The following is a 4,029-nucleotide window of genomic DNA, read 5'->3' as shown; positions in this document are numbered from 1 at the left end:
GGTTGAACCTGTGGCGCCGGTCGAGCCCGTGGCGCCAGTCGCACCAGTCGCACCAGTGGCACCCGTGGCGCCGGTCGAGCCCGTGGCGCCAGTCGCACCAGTCGCACCAGTGGCACCCGTGGCGCCGGTCGAGCCCGTAGCGCCAGTCGAACCCGTGGCGCCGGTTGAACCTGTGGCGCCGGTCGAGCCCGTGGCGCCAGTCGCACCAGTCGCACCAGTGGCACCCGTGGCGCCGGTCGGGCCCGTAGCGCCAGTCGAACCCGTGGCGCCGGTTGAACCTGTGGCGCCGGTCGAACCCGTTGCGCCAGTCGAACCGGTTGCGCCAGTCGAACCCGTGGCGCCGGTCGAACCCGTCGCACCTGTGGCACCGGTCGGGCCTGTGGCGCCCGTGCCTGGAGTCAGATCTTGGCCAGTTAGAGTAGCGCTTAGGGAACTACTCGCGCTGCCAAGCGACCATACGCCGGTGGCACCATTGAAAGTGGAGGAATAAATTTGAATAGAGCCGTTCGCGGTCCCGCCATTTAGTGTGTAGACACCAGCCGGAAGAGATACGAGTACAGCGTAGCTATTGGGGTTTCCACTTCCGCCCGCGACCGTAAACGAGCCTATAACGTTGTCATTACCACCTTGCTTGTAGACGATGAAGTAAGTACCAGGCGCCGTGCCGGCTGGGAGCGTTCCGTAAATTTCAATGGGGTCGCCGGTCCCCGTAGACGTAACGGTGCTACCTGATACGGGCAACACCGCCGCGTATTCCGCCATCCCCGCATCAGTTAATGGCGGCAACACAGCTGGCCGTCCAGACCACGTCTCCAACTTCCAGCTTCCGCCGTGGGCCTCAGCACCGATGAGACCCGTCGCCGCCGCAACGGGCGCGCCGGTAGCTCGCGACAGGGCAGCGACAAACGCCTGCCCACTCGCGCCTTCGCCTGTGCTGCAACCCCACAGCAAAAGATCGCCGTCAGGCCCCAGGGCATGACCGATCGCCGCGAGATCATCCGAATGCCGGTTTATGTTGGCGAGAGAAAGCGCGCCATCGCTGAATCTGAGTTCGCCCGAGCGGCCGTGGACGACGATGTGGATGGCATCAAGACCTTCGCGACCGCGTAAAGCGTGCGCGATCTCCTGCGAAGCGGGCGTCGCGCCGCTGAGAAGCACTGGCTGGACCCTCGGCCGCAGCCCTGCAATGAGCGTGGGAATGTCGGCGACAGACGGATCGATGAAGACGATTTCGAAAGCGCTTTTCATCATGCTATCCCCCGGCCAGCTTGGTTGGGAGTGGCGTCACCTGGGTTAAGGGTTGCCGTTATCGCCGGATCGAAATCGCCGACGGACCATGTCCCGGCGTTCTTGCCTGTCGAACTCCAACAGCCATTGTAGACAGCGATGGTATTTGGACCCGGAGCGCTTGGACCTACAGTGTACCGTCCAGCTGGAAGAGGCTCGGAGATCGCAAATGTGCCGCCGAAATTTGTCGGAACAATAAATTGCCCGATAACATTCAACGTCCGGCCGTCGTTCAGGACGATGAAATAGGTGCCGGCTACAGTGCCTGCGGGCCACGTGCCAAAAATGGTGAGCCGTTCGCCTTGGCCTGTCGAGGTCAACGGGACTGCCAGCACTGCTGCGTAATTCATCATGCCCCCCCGGGTCAGTGGCGGCCGCGTAGCGGCCTTGCTTGTCCGTACGTTCAGTTTCCAGTCGCCGCCGAACGCCGACGAGCCGACCAGGTCGTCGGCGGCCGCCGCCGGCGCTCCCGCCGTGCGCGACAGCGCATCGACAAAATTCGTTCCGGCTGCACCGCCGCCGGCGTTGCAGCTCCACAAAAGCAGCTCGCCAATTCCGCCCAGGGCTTGTCCGATGGTGGCGAGGTCGAGCTCATCGTCGCCCAGCGTCTGCGCCGACCACTCGCCAGCCGCGAAACTTACCCGCCCGGGCGCGCCGTGCGCGATGACGTGGACTGCGTCGACGCCGTCGCGGCGTTGGAGCGCCAGCGCCATCTGGCGCGCGGCCGGGCGCTTGGCGTCGAGCACGATGGCCTCGACCTCCGGCCTCAGGTTGGCGAGGATCGTGCCGATATCGGATACGGAGGGATCGACGAAAAGGAGTTCGGAGGCCAGGGGCGCATTCGGGCGATCAGTCGCAGCATCCGGCAGCGGATCGATCCGGCGCCCGTCGAACCGCGGGGATGCACCAACGCCCCCACGGGGCACACGCGACAACATTGGACTCACAGCCACCCCACTCCTGACACCCATGCCGCCGATGTTTCGACGGCAAACTCGCGAGTGAACTCCGGAATGGGAAACCGTCTGCCTTCCGCCGAAGCATAGGCATGGACGCGACATGTCACGGTGCGCCCTGTAGACGCCCCTTCTTCATGCGCGAAACTGCCTTGCTACCCGATCCCTGTCCAACCCACCTGCGCAGACCTTGCCGCCACGAGCTTGCGATCTGCGGGCACCCTCCATACCCACATATTAGTAAATTCGAAAATTAGGGATTTGTAAACTATTAAGTAAGGAATTGGTAAATTTCAGAGAACCAGGCAGCAGACCTCGATCAATAGGAGGCGTCGGCTTCGCTCAAATTGTTCCTGAAAACCGAATACTTGCCGGCTTCCCTTCAGTTGCTGTGAACTCTGCGAATAATCGCCTGGCAGGGCGCCAGCTGCGGAGCTTGCCGGGTGCCAGTTCGTGCTGACCGCTATCGTCCCGCTACAGGAACGCTGCACGAGCCGACAAGGAAGAATGATCAACGCGCGGGCCTCCAGCGAAGCCCGCGCGTCCTTTTTTTCAACCTAGACCAGTTACCGTCCAGTCCGTTCGCCGCTCACTCATGTGGCTTCAAGAGATCCTTCAGGGTCGTCTTGACGGTATGGTCGTTGCTGGCGTAGCCGGCGCCAGGCTTGGTCTGGTCGGAAGTAAGATCCGTGCTCGCCCCCGTCGGCTTGTTTTGGTTCTGACCAGATCCGCTGATCGTCTTGAGGACATTGAGCAGGTCTGTCGTCACCGATGTGGCTGCAAGCCCGATCAGGTTGCGGAACGACGCTTGCCCGCCGGGGTCACTGCCGTTGCCGGTCGAGCTCGACGGCAGGAATTGCGTCGTGTCCTTGAGCCCCAGCGTGCTTGCCGTGACGTTGGCATTGTGACCGCCGTTTCCGTTGCCGGAGTTGCCCTGCCCCTGGTGTGAGCTGTTGTCGGCATTGTTATGGTCCCCGGAATTGCCCGGCGCGGGCTGTTCTCCATTGCCGTGGCCGTTGTTGGCATGACCAGTGTCACCACCACCCGAACCGGTTCCTCCGGTCGGGCCTGTCGGACCTTGCGAGCCTGTTGCACCGGTCGCTCCAGTGGCACCTGTCGACCCTGTTGCTCCGGTCGAGCCAGTTGCGCCGGTCGAACCCGTTGCACCGGTCGAGCCTGTGGCACCGGTCGAGCCTGTGGCACCGGTCGCACCTGTTGCACCCGTCGAGCCGGTGGCACCGGTTGCCCCGGTCGAGCCTGTGGCACCAGTTGCTCCAGTCGGACCGGTCGAGCCAGTCGCGCCTGTGGCACCTGTCGAGCCAGTTGCTCCAGTCGAGCCTGTGGCACCGGTCGAGCCGGTTGCTCCTGTCGAACCTGTGGCTCCGGTCGAGCCGGTCGCCCCGGTCGAGCCTGTCGCTCCAGTCGAGCCGGTGGCCCCAGTCGAGCCGGTGGCTCCGGTGGCTCCAGTCGAGCCGGTGGCTCCGGTGGCTCCAGTCGAGCCGGTGGCTCCAGTCGCACCGGTAGAGCCGGTTGCTCCTGTCGAACCTGTTGCTCCGGTCGAGCCAGTTGCTCCAGTCGAGCCAGTGGCGCCAGTCGAGCCAGTCGCTCCGGTTGCACCAGTCGCCCCGGTCGAGCCGGTGGCACCTGTCGAGCCGGTTGCTCCTGTCGAGCCGGTCGCACCGGTTGCCCCGGTCGAGCCTGTGGCACCAGTCGAGCCGGTGGCACCTGTCGCCCCGGTCGAGCCTGTTGCTCCGGTCGAGCCAGTCGCTCCGGTCGAGCCTGTGGC

The 4,029-nt window shown here is 64.2% G+C and carries 4 protein-coding genes; 1 reads left to right on the top strand and 3 read right to left on the bottom strand.

The window, feature by feature from the left end; genetic code table 11:
* The first annotated feature begins 975 nt into the window (after positions 1–975).
* A complete protein-coding gene (locus FJ943_RS30215; RefSeq protein ID WP_281406186.1) occupies positions 976–1,110 on the top strand; it encodes a hypothetical protein in 135 nt (44 codons plus the stop codon).
* A gap of 137 nt (positions 1,111–1,247) precedes the next feature.
* Here the strand turns inward: FJ943_RS30215 and FJ943_RS29495 are convergent, their stop codons facing one another.
* The 3 genes from FJ943_RS29495 to FJ943_RS30100 all read right to left on the bottom strand — a co-directional run.
* Positions 1,248–2,213, bottom strand: a complete 966-nt coding sequence (locus FJ943_RS29495; RefSeq protein ID WP_246671961.1) for a DUF4347 domain-containing protein — start codon at positions 2,211–2,213, stop codon at positions 1,248–1,250.
* Between the two features lie 619 nt (positions 2,214–2,832).
* Entirely contained in the window at positions 2,833–3,012 is a 180-nt protein-coding gene (locus FJ943_RS30105; RefSeq protein ID WP_023796661.1) for a hypothetical protein, read from the bottom strand.
* A gap of 265 nt (positions 3,013–3,277) precedes the next feature.
* Positions 3,278–4,029: hypothetical protein (locus FJ943_RS30100; RefSeq protein ID WP_246671960.1), on the bottom strand; the 752-nt coding region annotated here is incomplete at its 5' end.

Origin of the sequence: Mesorhizobium sp. B2-3-10 (assembly GCF_006442275.1) — a bacterium.
Lineage (GTDB): Bacteria > Pseudomonadota > Alphaproteobacteria > Rhizobiales > Rhizobiaceae > Mesorhizobium > Mesorhizobium australicum.
Note: the sequence above shows the minus strand (reverse complement) of the source record. Positions and strands in the feature narration are given on the sequence as shown.

Coding starts and splice junctions, on each gene's coding strand:
- FJ943_RS30215 (WP_281406186.1), top strand. CDS start 976: ATGACCGATCGCCGCGAGATCATCCGAATGCCGGTTTATGTTGGCGAG.